The organism is Halomonas sp. 328 (assembly GCF_015645095.1).
Taxonomy (GTDB): Bacteria; Pseudomonadota; Gammaproteobacteria; order Pseudomonadales; family Halomonadaceae; genus Bisbaumannia.
Genome location: NZ_JADOTW010000034.1, coordinates 1 through 15,533 on the forward strand (window position 1 = coordinate 1; position 15,533 = coordinate 15,533).

The window sequence follows — 15,533 nt, forward strand, 5'->3', positions numbered from 1 at the left end:
TCATCATCTGCACCTGACTGTCTATGGGAGTGATCATACACTCAAAATCAGGTGGCCAGATTCACTATGCCACTACAACCACCGCCGAGGCCGACCTGCCGGAGCTGGCCCCCGGCACCCGCTTCACCCTCGAGGGCCACGACCTCGACAAATCGAAGTATTGCTATGAATGTTGCCCAATATGAGCTGGAGGTAGACAACTCCACTTTCAAGACGTTTGCCTTCAATACTCATGTTCCTGCATATCTAGATGCAGGGCTGGCAGATCTACGCCTTGACGACCTGGCTAAAATAGGTGGTCAACCTAATATCGAGGAGTGGCTGGATGGTGAGACGTGGAGGCAGGCCTTCGGTGGCGGCGCAGAAGTATATAGGGAAAAAGGTGCAAAAGGCATCTTGCTGGAAGGAGTTGAGATTGTTGGTGAGGTGGCAGTAGACACTTATAATGATGTCGTCGATTCGGCCCGGGATACCGGCGATGCCATTGAGAATGCGCTGCGCTCATTGACCCAACACCTGCGCTAGGTGAGAAGATATTATGCGATGGTTATGGAGAGGGTTGAGTTTAGCAGTAGTGGTTGTGCTGATTATGGGGTATGGCTTGGGAGGAGAAGAGATGTGGAGCAAAGTCAGAAATGACTTCATGAGGGAAGACAGGCCTTACGGGCCAGGGGACTTCCGCATTTATGGCGAGGCGGTAATTTCCATGAAGCTGACCAAGCCGGAACTAACGTTCAAGCCAATGACCCAAGAGCAGCTTGATGATCCTAATTCCAAAGCTGAGTTTTCTGAAGAATGGATGGGTGATGTTCACCAAAGAGCCAATCGTCGTGCAGTACGTATTCTAGCTGGTGAATTGGACAGCCAACTCTCCTCGCGCTTTGAGGAGCCGGCCCAACAAGCTGATTGGTGGCTATCGCCAAACAGGAATACAATCTATCTGGCCACCGGCTGGACGGATCGCACCCAAGAGCGTCTTCCTGGCCAGCGTTACCTTCCGCAGATTACCCAATTGTTCAAGTCCACCGACCAAGGCCAAGAGTGGGAAAAGCTCCGCTGGCCCGAAGACCAGAACATTACCTTCCTGCGCTTTCTCGATCCCCAACGCGGCTATCTGATCGGCTGGGGACCGAAGGTCTGGCGCACGAGGGATGGTGGCGATCATTGGGATGAGCTGCCGGTACCCGAAGGTGTTCGTAACCCGGAGAATCCCCGCCAGCAGTTCGATCTTGTGGCGCTAGGGGAAGATAACGTGTTGCGCATGGCTTTCTATGACCACGCTGCCGATGCCAGCCGAATCCATGCTCTGCCCTGGGGAGAGGATATTTCCCAGCAGACCTTCACCATCCCCGGCCATACCGTGATGGATATCGCCGCCAATACCGAAGGCATGGTGTTTGTGTTGACCACTCAGGGGGCCCCCTACTTTTCGCTTCCCACTGAGGAGCGCGGCGCGCCTCGACCGAGCGTCGTCTGGGGCTGGAATGGAGACACTTTACAGCGGCTACATGAGTTTCCACCTGAGCTAACAGGCTACGCCCTGTACCTGACGCCAAGCGAAGGTCTTTTGTTTGATGGTGTTGATGAGTCCAGTCTACGGGGGAGAAACGTTACCGCTATCAGCTACGATGGCGGAGCAAGTTGGGAAATCGAGGATGAAGGTAGCAGCTCTCAAGGTGGGTATTACGACGTGCAGACAGGCACCCGTTGGCGGGTGGAAGGATACTCGCTCTATCGACGAGAGATTCCCTGAATAAACATACGATAGCTATCCAATGGCTGCCTTCAAAGCCTTGATACTCTTTGATTCACACTCCTCATTGCCTGGGAAGGCACCTGCTGTCTTCCTTGGCGGTAGCGTGGCCAAGCCAGGCGCTTCGGCACGCTGCCCGAACTGACCTGGCTGACCTACGGCAGCGGCCATCTGCATGGACTGCTAGCTGTGATCTCTCGGTAGGCTGTTAATCCGGTGATCTTACCCAGCATTGGTGGACACCGGATTATGCGATCATTCGGGCCTCGACAGACAAAGTATGAGACGGAGACCCAGCCGGTCACGGAGATCTATCAGGACCGCTTGGAGGAAAAGGGGATTTCGTGGGGCACGGTCGCCGCCGGGATCGGCCTGGTGGCCGGCGGTGCCGCCGCCACCTACTTCTCCGGCGGGCTGGGAGGGGTGGCGGGAGGCCAGGCGATCCGCCAGGGCGCCGGCATGCTGCTGGGTGGGCTGGGTTTAGGCAGCGCGGCCGCCTGGTAACGTAATCAAGGAGATAAACCAATGGAAACACCTCAGGACCTCGATCAGTTGCTGACCGTCGAGACCGATAACGGCGTACTGTTCAAGATCTGCCTGGGCGTGGCGCTGTCCTTTACCGGCTCCCAGCAGCAGGAGAAACGCCAGGCGGTGCTGGAGATCCTCGCCGACTACCAGGACCTGGTCGGTGACCAACTGACCTGGACCACCAATCCCACCACCGGCAAATGGAAAAAGCTCAAGGGATTCGATAGCTATATCACCCCCTTCGATTGGCTGCCGACTTATGGCGCGGGGGAATGGGAGTTTGTCTACCATGGTGGAAAGCGTCGTAGCGATGCGGATGAGCATGGCATCGTGGTGCTTGGTAAACGGCCAAGTGCCGATGAAAGAGGGCAGCTCAGCCGTTTATATTGCCTTTTTCCTGTCGACTTCTTTATCGAGCGTGAGCAGAAACTACCCGCCTTGGTCCAGCAGTGGTGTGAGAAACTCAAGCCCGAGCATGGTTATGCCGGCTTCTGGCTGGGCAGGTCCTATGGGTATGAACGCCACGATGAATCGAAAATACTGGAATATAAATTCGGCCAGCGCTTTCCAGGGCTCCAGATCAATAGCTTTACTGGCCACTCCTTGAATCTGCATCGAGGCCCCAAGGGCGTCGATTGGCTGACCATTCTCTCCGATCGCTGGCTGGAGCAACTGGGCGGCCTCGAGAGCGTCAAAGCCGAGATGGGCGAGCTGCCGGTGCTGGAATATAGCGGCGGCGCCATCCTGCGTGCCGGACCCATGCCGCAACTCGGCGATAGCGAAGATCCCGAGGTCGATGCCGCCCTGGCCGATTATCGTCGCGTCGCCGCCATTATCGAGCCGATCCGTATCAAGGATCATCAAGGTATTCACTCTCCGCTGTTACCGAGAAATCGACACGAAAAGTACTTCAATGAGGCCGAATACCAGGCCTGGCTGGCCCGCTTTAGCCCCCGGGGAGGTGAGTGATGAGCGAATCGCAACCCCAGGGCGACGCCTTTCCGCTGGAGTGGTTTCCCGGCCAGCTCTTTCCCGATATCGAGCTGGAACAAGTGGAGATCGACGACATGGCCATTCGGGTGCTCTGCCGCGACGGCGACTGGTCGCTGCAATCGGATATCACCCCCTTCTGGGGGCCGGGCACCATGGTGTTCCACACCCGGGGCGAGATCGAAGTGCGTATCCAGGAGGGAGGCCGCTGGCCCCGGGTGGAGCGCGAGCTGGCCCGGGAAAAGCTGCTGCCCCATTTCCATACCCTGGAACTGATCGAGCGCGGAGAGCCATGGCGGCTACGCGGCCGCGCCGGGGAACGCAATGCCATGGTGGAGCTACGCGCCGAGATCACCGCCATCACCTGGCATGGCGATAACACCTGACGACAAGGAGCCCATCAGCCCGGCTTATTCGTGAGGCCAGCCTGAAAACGAAGATAGCGGATGGCATTCTCTTGAAAAATCAGTGTGTTCCGCCAATAACCTGGTCCAAGAGAGCCATCCGCTATGGGTGAAAGCCCATCCATCTGGACACCCTCCTGCAACGGCTCTGTCCGACCGTACCACCAGCGACAGTGGCGCTCTGCTGCTGCGTAAAGCCCTAGGTTCTGTACGAAAACTGTCTGCGCTCGCCCATACGGCGTTAAAAATCGGCTCAAAGTACTCATTTACACCCCGTAAACTCCGTCTTTTCGCCGATTTTTGCCTTGTCTGGCCATCGCTCGCCGACTTTTCGTACAAAACCTAGACAACTCGCGCGAGTCGGTGCCCTCGTGAATAAGGTGGGCTCAGCGTCCGCCGGTGTGCCGCGACCAGCGCCGCTCGAGGGCGCCGAAGGCGAGGGTGATCAGTCCGGCCAGTACCAGGTAGATCAGGGCCATCAACAGCAGGGGTTCGTAGACCATCAAGGTTTCCTGGCGAATGCGCCCGAAGACCGCGTAGGCATCGACGGCGGCGATGGTGGCCACCAGCGGCGTGGCCTTGAGCTGGATGATCAGCTCGCCGTTGAGGGTCGGCAGCACCCGCTGCACGGCGCGCGGCAGCCAGATGCGGCGCAGGGTGGTGAAGGGATGCATGCCCAGCGAACGGGCGGCCTCGAGCTCGCCCCTGGGGACCCCGGCGAAGGCCCCGCGCATCACCTCGCCCTCATAGCCGGCGAAGGATATCGTCAGGGCCAGGAAGGCGTAGGGCCAGGGCTCGATGAGGTAGGGCCAGAGCCAGCTCTGGCGCACCCCGGGCAGATAGGGGAACAGCGAGCCGAGGCCGTAGTAGAGCAGCCAGACCTGCAGCAGCAGCGGGGTGCCGCGGATCAGGGTACAGAAGCCGCGCGCCAGCCAGGCGAGCGGCCGGGGGCCCCTGACCTGTACCAGCCCGATGGGGATCGCCAGCAGGAATCCCGCCACGCTGGTGGTGACCAGCAGGGTCAGGGTCAGCCACAGCCCGCCCAGGATCTCCTCGCGGTACTCCGGTAGCCAGTCCCAGCGCAGGGTGACGGCGAGCAGGGCGATGCCGCCGACGGTGGCGGCGATCAGGGCGAGGCGGTGGGGCGGCAGGCGACGCTCAGTCATGGTGCATCCCCCGGGTGGCCCGGCGTTCCAGGCCCTTGAAGGCCAGGTTGGAGATCAGCGAGACGATCAGGTAGAGCACGCCGGCGGCGCACAGGAACAGCAGGTAGTGCTTGGTGGCGCCGGCAGCCTGGCGCGCCACCAGGGTCAGTTCCGTGAACCCGACCACGGCCAGCAGGGCGGTGTCCTTGGTGGCGATCAGCCACAGGTTGGAGAGCCCCGGCAGCGCCCCCGGCAGCATGGCCGGCAGGGTGATGCGCCGGAAGACGGTGAGGGGCGTCATGCCCAGGGAGTGCGCCGCCTCGAGTTGGCCGACGGGGACGGCACGAATGGCCCCGCGCATCACCTCGGTGGCATAGGCGCCCTGGACCAGGGCGATCACCGCCACCCCCGAGGTGAAAGGATCGATATCGACCCGGCCCAGGCCGAGCATCGCCAGCAGCTGGTTGATCGCCTCGGGGACGGCGAAGTAGAGCAGCAGGATCAGCACCAGCTCAGGGACGGCGCGGGTGATGGTGGTGTAGCAGGTCAGCAGGTCGCGGGTGACGGGGCCGCCGGAGAGCTTGCCGGCGGCACCGGCCATGCCGATGAGCAGACCCAGCAGGTAGCCGGCCCCGGCCACCTGCAACGACAGCCAGAGCCCGTTCAGCAGGGCGCCTCCCCAGCCGGGAGGTGCCAGGGCGAGCAGTTCCATGACACTCATGTCGCGGTAGTTCACGGCTGGCGTCGTCCTCTATGGTGCGGCGGTGAACCGCCGGCGGTCACTCGGCGGGGGCGCCGTAGATATCGAAGTCGAAGTAGCGCTCGGTGATGGCGGCGTAGGTGCCGTCGGCACGCACCTCGGCGATGGCGGCGTTGAGCGCCTCACGCAGGGCCTCGTCCCCCTGGCGGAGACCGAAGCCGATGCCCTCGCCGAGGGTGGCGTCGTCGTGGGCCACTTCCCCCTTCAGTTCGCAGCACATCCGGCCTTCGCGGCTGGCCAGGAAGTCCTCGAGGACCAGCCGGTCGGCGAGGGTGGCGTCGATGCGCCCGGCGAACAGGTCCTGATGGGCCTCGTCCTGGGTCTGGTACTCGCGAATGGTGGCCTCGGGGAAGTGTTCGAGGGCATAGGCCTGGTGGATGGATGCGGACTGGACGCCGATCCGCATGCCGGCCACGCCCTCCGGGGTCGGCGCCAGATCGATGCCCTGGGCGCCGACCAGTACGGCCGGGGTCTGGTAATACTTGTCGGAGAAGGCGATGGTCTCCCGGCGCCGCTCGGTGATGCTCAGCGAGGCGGCGATGATATCGATCCGGTTGCCGGTCAGCTCCGGAATCAGGCCGTCCCAGGAGGTAGTGACGATCTGGCATTCCAGCTCGGCCGCGGCGCAGATCGCCCGGGTGATGTCGACCTCCCAGCCGTGGGGCTCGCCGGTGGCGTCCGGGGTGGCGAAGGGCGGGTAGGGCTCGGTGGCGAAGCCGACGCGGGTGATGTCCGCCTGGGCCAGGGGCACCAGGCAGGCGGTGGTCAGGGTGGCCAGCAGCAGGTGTCGTTTCATTGTCGTTCTCCTCAGGTCAGGGCGGCCGTGCCCAGGAAGCGCTTGAGCCGCTCGGTGCGGGTCGAGCCGAACACCTGGTCCGGCGGCCCCTCGGCGGCGATCTCCCCCTGGTCGAGGAAGATCACCCGGTTCGCCACGTCGGCGGCGAACTGCATCTCGTGGGTGACGATCAGCATGGTGCGCCCCTCCTCGGCGAGGTCGCGTATCACCGCCAGCACCTCGCCGACCAGCTCCGGGTCGAGGGCGGAAGTGGGTTCGTCGAAGAGCAGCACCTCCGGGGACATGGCCAGGGCGCGGGCGATGGCCCCGCGCTGTTGCTGGCCACCGGAGAGCGTGGCGGGGTAGGCATCGCGCAAATGATGGAGCCCGACCCGCTCGAGCAGTCGCCGGGCTTCCGCGCGGGCCGCGTCGCGGGAGCGTCCCAGTACCTGGACCGGCGCCTCCATGACGTTGGCCTCCAGGGTCATGTGCGGCCACAGGTTGAAGCTCTGGAAGACCATGCCCAGGCGGGCGCGCAGGCGCCGCAGCTGGCGGCGATCGGCGGGTTCCCGCCGACCGCCCCGCTCGCGGAAGGGCAGGGGTTCGCCGAGCAGGCGCAGCGTGCCGGCGCTGGGCGTCTCGAGCAGGTTGAGGCAGCGCAGCAGGGTCGACTTGCCCGAACCGCTGCTGCCGATCAGCGAGATCACATCGCCGCGGCGGGCCGACAGGCTGATGCCCTTGAGCACTTCCGTCTGGCCGAAGGACTTGCGCAGGTCGCTGATCTCGATGATGGCATCGTCATCTGCCGTGGTGTGCGGTGCGGCGTGCAAGGTGGTCACCCCCGGTCCGGGCTTGTTTTTATGCAGTTGCATAAACTATGCATCCGTATAAGATTCGAGTCAACGGACCCTTGACACCACCTCTCACACCACGACGGAGCTCCTCCTATGTCCCGTTACGGATGCCAGTCCATGGCCGCCCCCATGACCCGCGTGCTGATGCGCCGCCCCGGCGAGAGCCTGCGCCGGGCCGATCCCGCCGAGTGGCACTACAACGACTACTTCGATGCCGAGAAGGCCATCGCCCAGTACGAGGCCTTCGCCGAGCTGGTGGCGGCCTCCGGGGCCGAGATCCTGTGGCTCGAGGACGCCGGTGATGGCCTGTCCGACGCCATGTTCACCCGCGATGCCTCCCTGATCACCCGGGCGGGGGCGGTGCTGCTGCGGATGGGCAAGCCGCTGCGTGCCGGGGAGCCCGAGTTGCATGGGCGGACCTACGAGGCCGCCGGCATTCCGGTGCTGGGGCGGCTGACCGGCGATGCCCGGGTCGAGGGCGGCGACACCCTCTGGCTCGATGAGCACACCCTGGTGGTCGGGTTGGGGTTCCGCTCCAACCGGGAGGGGGTTCGCCAGCTCAACGCGCTGCTCAACCCCCATGGCATCGAGGTGCTGGGGTTCGATCTGCCGGTCTGGGGGGGCGAGGCCGCCTGCCTGCACCTGATGTCGGTGATCTCGCCGCTGACCGAGGACGTCTACCTGGTACACTCACGGCTTATCCCGGCGGCGCTGTGGAGCCTGATGAAGGAGCGCGGCATCACCCTGATCGAGGCGCCCGAGGCCGAGTTCCACGACTCCCTGGGACTGAACCTCAATGTCATGCCGCTCTCCCCCGGCGACTGCCTGATGATCGACGGCTTCCCGGGGACGCGGACGGTGATGGAGCGCCATGGCATCCGCGTGCGGACCTTCGCCGGTGACGCCTTGTGCATGGCTTGCGAAGGCGGCCCCACCTGTCTGACCAACCCGATCCTGCGTGAGGCCTGAGTGACGATGGCGACCCGGCGTGACAGCAATGACCGCGAGAATGTCCTGATCGATGCGACCCTCACCTGCATCGCCAGGGAGGGGATCTCCGCGGCCACGGTGCGCAAGATCGCCGACTATGCCGGGGTCACCAATGGCCTGATCCGTTTCTACTTCAAGAGCAAGGACGGCATCATCCAGGCCGCCTATCGGCGCTTCCTCGAACGCCTCTTCGAGGCGGCGCACGGTGCCATCGAGGCGCGGCGCGAACTCACGCCTCAGGAGCGCCTGCGCCACTACCTGCTGGCCAACCTGTCGCCGCCCATCGTCACCCCGGAAAGCGTCCTGCTGTGGGCCAACTTCCTGCCCCTGGCGCACCAGGACGCGGCGATGGCCGAGATCCGCGAGCTGTGGTACGAGCGCACGACCCACGCCTTCCGGGAGCTGATCCACGAGGCCCTGCGGGCCCAGGGCCGGGAGCCCGACGAGGTCGAGCTGCGTCGCCTCGCCGTGGCCGTCAACGGCCTGATCGACGGGCTGTGGATCGAGGGGGCGCTTTCGGCGGAGCGGCTGGAGATCCGCGAGCTCCAGGCCATCGGCCTGGATGCCGCCTCGCGGCTGCTCGGCCTGACCCTCGGCGAGCCGGCGTGAGGCTCCCATAAAAAAACGCCCCGGCCGATGGCCGGGGCGAAGGGGTACCTCGGGGGCGATCAGGCGGCGTTGTGCCAGATCACCTTGTCCTGTTGCTGGGCGAAGGCCTCGAAGGGGAAGTCATCCACCGTCAGCATCTCCAGCACCTCGGCCTCGAAGCGGACCATGAAGGCGGCCTCGTCCTCGCCGATCAGGCCGGCCTCCCGGGCGGCGGCGATGCGCTGCTCCGGGTGCAGGGCGGTGGCCGGCAGCTCGCCCTTGGCATAGGCCTTGTTGAGCTTGCGATAGAGCGGTTCGGCGCGGTCGTACTCGGCCAGCAGGGCGTTGTAGCGGGCCAGGGGGTTGTCCCGCTGGCCGTCGCCCTGCGCGTCCCAGGTATGCGCCAGCATCTGGCGGCGCAGGGCGCTGTCCCGGGAGACTGCCTGGGCGATGGTGCGGGCCAGGTCGTCGTGGGGACGCTTGAAGCGCTTGCCTCGGGGCATCACGATCAGCCGCAGAGTACGCCCCAGGGCGCGGTTGGGCAGGTTGTCGAAGAGCTCGTCGAAGGCCTGCTCGGCGCGGTTCAGCAGGTACTGGCAGCTGTAGTGGAGCAGGGCGGCCTCGCCCTCCACCTGGTCGCCCTCCTGCCAGGACTTGAGCACCATGGAGGTGAGGTAGAGGTTGGAGAGCACGTCGCCGAGGCGCGCCGAGAGCATCTCGCGCTGCTTGAGGCTGGCGCCGAGGCTGGCCATGGCGGCGTCGGCACACAGGCTGAAGCCGGCGGAGAGGCGCGCCACTTCCTGGGCGTAACGCTTGGCCTCGCCGTCGAAGGGTACCGCTGGCTTGCCGAGGCCGAAGGCCTGGGTGAAGGCGCGGGCGGCGTTGCCGAAGATCAGACCGGCATGGCCGAAGAAGGCCGTGTCGAAGGCGTTCAGGTCGTCGGCGTCCTTGGCGGCCAGCTCCTCCAGCACATAGGGATGGCAGCGGATCGCCCCCTGGCCGAAGATCATCAGGTTGCGGGTCATGATATTGGCGCCTTCCACGGTGATCGCCACCGGGTTGGCGCTATAGCCGATCCCCAGGTAGTTGCGCGGCCCCAGGGTCACCGCCTTGCCGCCGTGGATATCCATGGCATCGCCGAGGATCTGGCGCTGGAACTCGGTAAGCTGGCTCTTGAGGATCGCCGAGGGCACCGCGGGTTTCTCGCCGGCATCGATGGTGTTGGCGGTCTGCAGCACCGCCGCCTGGGCGATATAGGAGAGGGCGGTCATGCGCGCCAGGGGCTCCTGGACGCCCTCCATCTCGGCCACCGGGACATTGAACTGGCGACGCACTCGGGCGAAGCCACCGCTCCAGCCCAGGGCGTAGCGGGAGGTGCCGGTGGCGCCGGAGGGCAGGGTGATGCAGCGGCCCACCGAGAGGCACTCCACCAGCATGCGCCAGCCCTGACCGGCCATCTCCGGGCCGCCGATAATGGTGTCCAGGGGCACGAAGACGTCCTTGCCCTTGATCGGCCCGTTCATGAAGGGGCTGCCGATGGGATGATGGCGGCGGCCGATCTCCATGCCGGCGGTGTCGCGGGGGATCAGCGCGCAGGTGATGCCCAGGTCCTCTTCGCCGCCCAGCAGGCGCTCCGGGTCGAACATGCGGAAGGCCAGGCCCACCACGGTGGCGATCGGCGCCAGGGTGATCCAGCGCTTCTCGAAGTTGAGGCGCAGGCCCAGCACTTCCTTGCCGTCCATCATCTGCTTGCAGACGATGCCGGTGTCGGGCAGGGAGGTGGCGTCACTGCCCGCCCGCGGGCCGGTGAGGCCGAAGCAGGGGATCTCGCGGCCGTCGGCGAGCCGCGGCAGGTAGTGGTCCTTCTGCTGTTGGGTGCCGTACTTGAGCAGCAGTTCCCCCGGGCCGAGGGAGTTGGGCACGCCCACGGTGACCATCAGGGTCTCGTTGACCGAGAGCTTCTGCAGCACCAGGGACTGAGCCTTGGCGGAGAAGCCCAGGCCACCGTACTCCTTGGGAATGATCATGCCGAAGAAGCGCTCTTTCTTCAGGTAGTCCCACAGCTCCGGGGGCAGGTCGGCGCGCTCGCGGGTGATCTCCCAGGCGTTGGTCATGCCGGCGGCGACGCTGCACTGCTGGTCGAGGAAGGCTTGCTCCTCGGCGCTGATGCCGTCGTTGCGGCGCGCCAGCAGGGCGGACCAGTCGGGCTTGCCGGAGAACAGCTCGCCATCCCAGGCCACGGTGCCGGCCTCCAGGGCGGTGCGCTCGGTCTCGGAGACCTTGGGCGAGACCTTCTTGAACAGGGCGAAGAGCCGCGGGCTGAGCCAGTGGCGGCGCAGCGCCGGCAGGCCCGCCAGCGCCACTCCGGCGGCGCCGATCAGCAGCAGGGCACCCAGCACCGGGCTACCCAGGGCCAGGGCGACGATGCCCACCACGGCGAGCAGCGCCAGGGCGGGCAGGGCGCCGGCCTCGCGGCGCATCACCGCCAGCAGGCCCCCCAGGGCGAGCAGAATCAGGATCAGTTGGGTCATCGCGACCTCCCTCTGTGGTTCGGATGGCAGGGCTTTCGAACAGTTGTTTGAATTTATCAAGCCTAGTCGATTTCCCGCCGGGCCGCCAGGGGGCGCGAGTCATAAAAAAACCCCGCCGGGAGGGGCGGGGTGGAAGGGCTGAGGAGACTAGTCTCAGCGAAGGGCTTCATCGAGTCGGCGCTGCGGTTCCTGCTGGGCCGGAGCGCCCTTGGCCACGTAGTAGGGGGCGTCGCTCTTGGGCAGCGGGTCGCGGCCACGAATCTTGTCGGCGATCTTCTCCGCCAGCATGATCGTCGGGGCATTGAGGTTGCCGGTGGGAATCACCGGGAACAGCGAGGCGTCCACCACCCGCAGCCCCTCCAGGCCGTGGACCTGGCCGGCGCCGTTGACCACGGCGTCCTCCCCCTCGCCCATGCGGCAGCTGCCGCAGGGGTGGTAGGCGGTCTCGGCATGCTCGCGGACGAAGGCGTCCAGCTCGGCGTCGCTCTGGACGTCCGGGCCCGGGGAGATCTCGCGGCCGCGGTAGGGATCCATGGCCGGCTGGGCGATGATCTCGCGGGTCAGGCGAATGGCGTCGCGGAACTCCTGCCAGTCCTTCTCGGTGGACATGTAGTTGAAGAGGATGCTCGGCGCCGCCTTGGGGTCCCGGGAGGTGAGGCGCACCCGGCCGCGGCTCTCGGAGCGCATGGAGCCCACATGGGCCTGGAAGCCGTGGGCCTGGACGGCGCTCTTGCCGTTGTAGCTGATGGCGATGGGCAGGAAGTGGTACTGCAGGTTGGGCCACTCCTCGGCGTCATTGGTGCGGATAAAGCCCGCTGCCTCGAACTGGTTGCTGGCGCCGATGCCGGTGCCGAGGAACAGCCATTCGGCGCCGATCTTCGGCTGGTTGTACCACTTCAGCGCCGGGTAGAGGGAGATCGGCTGCGTGCACTCGTACTGGATATACATCTCTAGGTGATCCTGGAGGTGGGCACCGACGTTCTCGTTGACCAGCACCGGGGTGATGCCGAGCTCGTCCAGGACCGCCTGGGGGCCCACGCCGGAGCGCTGCAGGATCTGCGGCGAGGCGATGGCGCCGCCGCACAGCAGCACTTCGCGGCGTACCCGCACCCGCTGCACCTGGCCCTTGCGCTCGTAGCGCACGCCCACGGCGCGCTTGTCCTCGAACTCGATGATATCGGTGGTGGCCCGGGTCTCGATGGTCAGGTTGGGGCGCTGCTTGGCGGTGTCCAGGTAGCCCCGGGCGGTGGAGGCGCGGCGTCCCTGGGGGGTGACGAAGCGGTCCATGGGGCCGAAGCCCTCCTGCTGGTAACCGTTGACGTCCTCGGTCTTGGGGTAGCCGGCCTGGACCCCGGCCTCGATAAAGGCGTGGTAGAGGGGGTTGTTGCCTTCCTTGGGGGTGGTCACGCTGACCGGGCCGTCGCCGCCGTGATAGTCGTTGGGGCCGATATCGCGGGTCTCCGCCTTGCGGAAGTAGGGCAGGCAGTCGGCGTAGGTCCAGTCCTCGAGGCCCGGGCGCTTGGCCCAGTAGTCGTAGTCCAGGGCGTTACCGCGGATATAGCACATGCCGTTGATCAGCGAGGAGCCGCCCAGGCCCTTGCCGCGGCCGCACTCCATGCGCCGGCCGTCCATATGGGGCTCCGGGTCGGTCTCGAAGGCCCAGTTGTAGCGCTTGCCCTGCAGCGGGTAGGCCAGCGCCGCCGGCATCTGGGTACGGAAGTCGAAGCGGTAGTCGGGGCCGCCGGCCTCCAGCAGCAGCACCTGGACCTCGGGGTCCTCGGTGAGGCGGGTGGCCAGCACATTGCCGGCGGAGCCGGCGCCGATAATGACGTAATCGAATTCGCGGATCTGGGACATGGGGTCCTCCCAAGAAGAAGACGGAGACAAGGCAGGGTGGCGGGGCGATAGACCCCCGGCGCCGGGCATGGAGCGGGCCGGGGGCGGGGCCTTAGAAGACCGATTCGAAGGCGCCCATCTCCACCTGCACCGACTTGGTCTGGGTGTAGTGGGCGAGGGTCTCGATGCCGTTCTCGCGACCGACCCCGGACTGCTTGTAGCCGCCCACCGGCATCTCGGCGGGGGACTCGCCCCAGGTGTTGATCCAGCAGATGCCCGCCTCCAGGCGGTGAATGGCGCCATGGGCGCGATTCAGGCTCTCGGTGAAGACGCCGGCGGCCAGGCCGTAATGGGTGTCGTTGGCGCGGCGGATCACCTCGTCCTCGTCGTCGAAGGCGAGGATCGCCATCACCGGGCCGAAGATCTCCTCGCGGACGATGCGCATCTCGTCGCGGCAGTCGGTGAACACCGTGGGTGCCGCCCAGGCGCCTTGGCTGAAGTCACCGCTGTCCCAGCGTTCGCCGCCGGCCAGCAGGCGGGCGCCTTCCTCCTTGCCCAGGGCGATATAGGAGAGCACCTTCTGCTGGTGCTCGAAGCTCACCAGGGGGCCGAAATTGACCTCGGGGTCGCGGGGATCGCCGGCCTTGATGCGGGCCACCCGCTCGGCGACCTTGGCCTCGAAGGCCTCCTTGACGCGGCGGTCGACGAAGACCCGGGTGCCGTTGGTGCAGATCTGCCCGCTGGAGTAGAAGTTGGCCATCATGGCGGCATCGGCGGCGCGATCCAGGTCGGCGTCATGGAAGACGATTAGCGGCGACTTGCCGCCCAGCTCCATGGTCACGTCCTTGAGGGTCGAGCCCCCGGCGGCGGCCATCACCTTCTTGCCGGTACCCACCTCGCCGGTGAAGGAGACCTTGGCGATGCCGGCGTGCTCGGTGAGCAGGGCACCCACCCGGCCGTCGCCCTGGATGACGTTGAAGACGCCGTCCGGCAGGCCCGCCTCGGTGAAGATCTCGGCCAGCTTGATGGCGGTCAGCGGGGTCACCTCGCTGGGCTTGAAGACCACGGCGTTGCCGGCGGCCAGCGCCGGGGCGGCCTTCCAGCAGGCGATCTGGATGGGGTAGTTCCAGGCGCCGATGGCACCGATCACCCCCAGCGGCTCGCGACGGGTATAGACGAAGGAGGAGTCGCGCAGGGGAATCTGCGCGCCCTCGATGGCCGGGGCCAGGCCGGCGTAGTACTCGAGGACGTCGGCGCCGGTGACGATGTCCACCGCGGCGGTCTCGCTGATCGGCTTGCCGGTGTTGAGGGTCTCGAGCAGGGCCAGCTCGTCGTTGCGCTCCCGAAGCAGGGCCACGGCGCGCTGCAGGATGCGCCCGCGCTCCATGCCGGTCATGGCGGCCCACACCCGCTGGCCGGCCTGGGCGGCGGCCACGGCGCGATCCACGTCGTCGGCCGAGGCCTGCTGGACCCGGGCCAGCTCGCTGCCATCATAGGGATTGACGGCGGCGAAGGTCTCGCCGGAGGTGGCGTCGACGGCCTGGCCGTCGATATAGAGCTGCTGAGTCGGAAGCGCGGTCATGGGGACCTCCTGAGAAAGGGTGGTGCGAATGTTCGAGATGCCTCTGGGCGTCGGCCGTCAGGCGAGGGCGGGCTCGCAGGCCAGCTGTTGATCAAGGTAGTCGTAGGCCAGGCGGCGGGCCTGCTCCACGTCCAGCCCCTCGGGGGCCAGGGCGCCACGCAGCCAGAGGCCGTCGATCATGGCGGCCAGGCCCTGGGCAGCGCGGCGCGCCTCGTCCCGGGGCAGGCAGCGGCGGAACTGGTGGCAGAGGTTGGAGTAGAGGCGCCGGTCGTTGACCGACTGCAGGCGCTGCAGCGTCGGCTGGTGCATGCTGCTGGCCCAGAACGCCAGCCAGGTCTTGGCCACCGGGCCGCTGACCTGGCTGCGGTCGAAGTTGCCGTCGATGATCGCCTTGAGGTGGGCGCGCGGCTCCGCCGGGCCCAGGGCGGCGCGGCGGGTCGCCACGGCTTCGCCCAGGTCATGGAGGATCTGGCGCATGGTGGCCTCGAGCAGGCCATCCTTGCCGCCGAAGTAGTGGCTGATGATGCCGGCGGAGACGCCGGCACGGCGGGCGATGCGGATCACCGTGGCGTCGGCCAGCCCCGCCTCGTCGATGGCCTCCATGGTGGCCTGGATCAACTGGCGGCGACGAATGGGCTCCATTCCGACCTTGGGCATCGGGCATCTCCTCGTGGTGGGACGGCATGCCGTCCATGTGATCGATGGCGATAAAACTAGTATGGGATATTTTTATTGAACGTTCAATCAATAAAAACGACGCACAGAGGACTTGCCAGCGACAGTCGGGCTGGGCATAA

General features: G+C 65.9%; 15 protein-coding genes. 7 read left to right on the top strand and 8 right to left on the bottom strand.

Features of this window, described 5'->3' with window-relative positions; all coding sequences use genetic code 11:
- The first annotated feature begins 165 nt into the window (after nucleotides 1–165).
- The 5 genes from IHD13_RS15430 (at nucleotide 166) to IHD13_RS15450 (ending at nucleotide 3,657) form a co-directional block, all read left to right on the top strand.
- A complete protein-coding gene (locus IHD13_RS15430) occupies nucleotides 166–525 on the top strand; it encodes a hypothetical protein (RefSeq protein ID WP_195861926.1) in 360 nt (119 codons plus the stop codon).
- Nucleotides 526–616: 91 nt separating this feature from the next.
- Nucleotides 617–1,753, top strand: a complete 1,137-nt coding sequence (locus IHD13_RS15435; RefSeq protein WP_195861927.1) for a WD40/YVTN/BNR-like repeat-containing protein — start codon at nucleotides 617–619, stop codon at nucleotides 1,751–1,753.
- A 249-nt stretch (nucleotides 1,754–2,002) separates the two neighbouring features.
- Complete coding sequence (locus IHD13_RS15440; RefSeq protein WP_195861928.1) at nucleotides 2,003–2,257, top strand: hypothetical protein; 255 nt, start codon at nucleotides 2,003–2,005, stop codon at nucleotides 2,255–2,257.
- Nucleotides 2,258–2,278: 21 nt separating this feature from the next.
- Nucleotides 2,279–3,250, top strand: coding sequence for a type VI immunity family protein (locus IHD13_RS15445; protein WP_195861929.1), 972 nt, complete (start codon nucleotides 2,279–2,281; stop codon nucleotides 3,248–3,250).
- Nucleotides 3,250–3,657 carry a hypothetical protein gene (locus tag IHD13_RS15450; protein ID WP_195861930.1) on the top strand — a complete coding sequence of 136 codons (408 nt, stop codon included), beginning with the start codon at nucleotides 3,250–3,252 and terminating at the stop codon, nucleotides 3,655–3,657. Before IHD13_RS15445 ends, IHD13_RS15450 begins: the two co-directional genes overlap by 1 nt.
- A gap of 404 nt (nucleotides 3,658–4,061) precedes the next feature.
- Here the strand turns inward: IHD13_RS15450 and IHD13_RS15455 are convergent, their stop codons facing one another.
- From IHD13_RS15455 to IHD13_RS15470, 4 genes are read right to left on the bottom strand one after another with little or no spacing between them, the layout of a single operon-like run.
- Entirely contained in the window at nucleotides 4,062–4,841 is a 780-nt protein-coding gene (locus IHD13_RS15455) for an ABC transporter permease (protein ID WP_195861931.1), read from the bottom strand.
- Nucleotides 4,834–5,556, bottom strand: a complete 723-nt coding sequence (locus tag IHD13_RS15460) for an ABC transporter permease (protein WP_326838373.1) — start codon at nucleotides 5,554–5,556, stop codon at nucleotides 4,834–4,836. Before IHD13_RS15460 ends, IHD13_RS15455 begins: the two co-directional genes overlap by 8 nt.
- Nucleotides 5,557–5,599: 43 nt before the next feature.
- Nucleotides 5,600–6,376 carry a transporter substrate-binding domain-containing protein gene (locus IHD13_RS15465; protein ID WP_195861932.1) on the bottom strand — a complete coding sequence of 259 codons (777 nt, stop codon included), beginning with the start codon at nucleotides 6,374–6,376 and terminating at the stop codon, nucleotides 5,600–5,602.
- Nucleotides 6,377–6,387: 11 nt separating this feature from the next.
- Entirely contained in the window at nucleotides 6,388–7,227 is an 840-nt protein-coding gene (locus tag IHD13_RS15470; RefSeq protein ID WP_230086362.1) for an ATP-binding cassette domain-containing protein, read from the bottom strand.
- Nucleotides 7,228–7,302: 75 nt separating this feature from the next.
- On the opposite strand from IHD13_RS15470, the gene IHD13_RS15475 reads away from it, so the two are divergent.
- Together IHD13_RS15475 and IHD13_RS15480 are read left to right on the top strand one after the other, a co-directional pair.
- Nucleotides 7,303–8,178 (top strand): dimethylarginine dimethylaminohydrolase family protein, encoded by an 876-nt coding sequence (locus IHD13_RS15475; RefSeq protein WP_195861933.1) that lies wholly within the window; start codon nucleotides 7,303–7,305, stop codon nucleotides 8,176–8,178.
- Between the two features lie 6 nt (nucleotides 8,179–8,184).
- Nucleotides 8,185–8,808, top strand: a complete 624-nt coding sequence (locus tag IHD13_RS15480; RefSeq protein WP_230086364.1) for a TetR family transcriptional regulator C-terminal domain-containing protein — start codon at nucleotides 8,185–8,187, stop codon at nucleotides 8,806–8,808.
- Between the two features lie 59 nt (nucleotides 8,809–8,867).
- On the opposite strand, the gene IHD13_RS15485 is transcribed toward IHD13_RS15480, so the two are convergent.
- The 4 genes from IHD13_RS15485 to betI form a co-directional block, all read right to left on the bottom strand.
- Nucleotides 8,868–11,318, bottom strand: a complete 2,451-nt coding sequence (locus tag IHD13_RS15485; RefSeq protein ID WP_195861935.1) for an acyl-CoA dehydrogenase — start codon at nucleotides 11,316–11,318, stop codon at nucleotides 8,868–8,870.
- Between the two features lie 153 nt (nucleotides 11,319–11,471).
- Nucleotides 11,472–13,175 carry a choline dehydrogenase gene (gene betA / locus IHD13_RS15490; protein WP_195861936.1) on the bottom strand — a complete coding sequence of 568 codons (1,704 nt, stop codon included), beginning with the start codon at nucleotides 13,173–13,175 and terminating at the stop codon, nucleotides 11,472–11,474.
- 91 nt (nucleotides 13,176–13,266) lie between these two features.
- Nucleotides 13,267–14,736 carry a betaine-aldehyde dehydrogenase gene (gene betB, locus IHD13_RS15495; protein WP_195861937.1) on the bottom strand — a complete coding sequence of 490 codons (1,470 nt, stop codon included), beginning with the start codon at nucleotides 14,734–14,736 and terminating at the stop codon, nucleotides 13,267–13,269.
- A gap of 57 nt (nucleotides 14,737–14,793) precedes the next feature.
- Nucleotides 14,794–15,393: a transcriptional regulator BetI gene (betI, locus tag IHD13_RS15500; protein ID WP_195861938.1), complete on the bottom strand. Its 600-nt coding sequence runs from the start codon at nucleotides 15,391–15,393 to the stop codon at nucleotides 14,794–14,796.
- Nucleotides 15,394–15,533: the final 140 nt, after the last annotated feature.

What these genes read in the sequence shown, in the direction of transcription:
- IHD13_RS15430 (WP_195861926.1), top strand. Translation starts at nt 166, where the DNA reads ATGAATGTTGCCCAATATGAGCTGGAGGTAGACAACTCCACTTTCAAG.
- betI (WP_195861938.1), bottom strand. Translation starts at nt 15,393, where the DNA reads ATGCCCAAGGTCGGAATGGAGCCCATTCGTCGCCGCCAGTTGATCCAG.
- IHD13_RS15485 (WP_195861935.1), bottom strand. Translation starts at nt 11,318, where the DNA reads ATGACCCAACTGATCCTGATTCTGCTCGCCCTGGGGGGCCTGCTGGCG.
- IHD13_RS15440 (WP_195861928.1), top strand. Translation starts at nt 2,003, where the DNA reads ATGCGATCATTCGGGCCTCGACAGACAAAGTATGAGACGGAGACCCAG.
- betA (WP_195861936.1), bottom strand. Translation starts at nt 13,175, where the DNA reads ATGTCCCAGATCCGCGAATTCGATTACGTCATTATCGGCGCCGGCTCC.
- IHD13_RS15480 (WP_230086364.1), top strand. Translation starts at nt 8,185, where the DNA reads ATGGCGACCCGGCGTGACAGCAATGACCGCGAGAATGTCCTGATCGAT.
- IHD13_RS15450 (WP_195861930.1), top strand. Translation starts at nt 3,250, where the DNA reads ATGAGCGAATCGCAACCCCAGGGCGACGCCTTTCCGCTGGAGTGGTTT.
- IHD13_RS15445 (WP_195861929.1), top strand. Translation starts at nt 2,279, where the DNA reads ATGGAAACACCTCAGGACCTCGATCAGTTGCTGACCGTCGAGACCGAT.
- IHD13_RS15475 (WP_195861933.1), top strand. Translation starts at nt 7,303, where the DNA reads ATGTCCCGTTACGGATGCCAGTCCATGGCCGCCCCCATGACCCGCGTG.
- betB (WP_195861937.1), bottom strand. Translation starts at nt 14,736, where the DNA reads ATGACCGCGCTTCCGACTCAGCAGCTCTATATCGACGGCCAGGCCGTC.
- IHD13_RS15455 (WP_195861931.1), bottom strand. Translation starts at nt 4,841, where the DNA reads ATGACTGAGCGTCGCCTGCCGCCCCACCGCCTCGCCCTGATCGCCGCC.
- IHD13_RS15435 (WP_195861927.1), top strand. Translation starts at nt 617, where the DNA reads ATGTGGAGCAAAGTCAGAAATGACTTCATGAGGGAAGACAGGCCTTAC.
- IHD13_RS15470 (WP_230086362.1), bottom strand. Translation starts at nt 7,227, where the DNA reads ATGCAACTGCATAAAAACAAGCCCGGACCGGGGGTGACCACCTTGCAC.
- IHD13_RS15465 (WP_195861932.1), bottom strand. Translation starts at nt 6,376, where the DNA reads ATGAAACGACACCTGCTGCTGGCCACCCTGACCACCGCCTGCCTGGTG.